A 1156-nucleotide genomic window follows, 5' to 3' on the forward strand; every position below is an offset into this window, starting at 1 on the left:
CTCGCGCTCCCGGGCCTCGGCGGCCGCTTCCTCCTGCCCGACCCCACGCCCCCCGGTTACCGCGGCCCCCCCCCCGGCGTGCGAGTGTAGCGCGCGGGGCCGCTGGGCCGGGACTTTCGGCTTTCGGGTGGGTTCAGATCTTCGGCTGCTGCTGAGTGATGCAGTGGATGCCTCCACCGCCGGCGAAGATCGTACGGGCGTCGACGAGGGTCACCGTACGGTCCGGGAAGAGGCCCCGGAAGATCGCGGCGGCCTCCTCGTCGCGCGGGTCGTCGAAGGCACAGAGGACCACGCCGTCGTTGCAGAGGTAGTAGTTGATGTAGGAGTAGTCGACCCACTCGCCGTCCTCGTCGCGGAGCACGGTGGGCGCGGGCACTTCGATGACCTCCAGCGGGCGGCCCTTGGCGTCCGTGGCGGCCCGCAGGACGGCCAGCAGCTCCCGGGTCACCTCGTGGTCGGGGTGGGCCGGGTCGGGCTGGACGTGGGCGAGGACGGTGCCCGGGCGGGCGAAGGCGGCGACGATGTCGACATGGCCGAGCGTGCCGTACGTCCCGTAGTCGCCGCTCAGCCCGCGGGGCAGCCAGATGGCCTTCTCGGTGCCGAGGCGGGCGTGGATCTCCGCCTCCACCTGCTCCTTGCTCCAGCCCGGGTTCCGCTCCTTGCCGAGCTGGACGGTCTCGGTGAGCAGGACGGTGCCCTCGCCGTCGACGTGGATCGCGCCGCCCTCGTTGACGAGCGGGGAGCTGTGGGCCGGGGTGCCGGTCAGCTCGGCGACGGCCCGGGCGATGTGCTGGTCGTTCTCCCAGCGGGCCCAGCCCTGGGCGCCCCAGCCGTTGAACGTCCAGTCGACGGCGGCGAGCGTGCGGCCGTCGGTGACGAAGGTGGGCCCGATGTCCCGCATCCAGGCGTCGTCGAGCGGCCGGACGACCAGCTCGACGTCGGGCCCGAGCAGCGCCGCCGCCCCCTCCTCCTGACCGGGCCCGACGACCACGGTGACCGGCTCGAAGCGCCGTACGGCCCGGGCGACGGCGGCCCAGGCACGGCGGGCCCCGTTCAGCTCGGCGTCGGAGGCGAAGGTGGGGTTGGGCCCCGGCCAGGCCATCCAGGTGCGCTCGTGCGGGGCCCACTCGGGGGGCATGCGGAAAGGGGTGGGGGT

At 74.0% G+C, this 1156-nt stretch carries 1 protein-coding gene; it reads right to left on the minus strand.

The annotated features are described in order from the left end of the window. Positions 1-133 precede the first annotated feature (133 nt). A partial coding sequence (locus JS521_RS35785; RefSeq protein WP_239488299.1) for an agmatine deiminase family protein occupies positions 134-1156 on the minus strand: 1023 nt, incomplete at its 5' end.

Source organism: Streptomyces durocortorensis, assembly GCF_016901035.1.
Lineage (GTDB): Bacteria > Actinomycetota > Actinomycetes > Streptomycetales > Streptomycetaceae > Streptomyces > Streptomyces durocortorensis.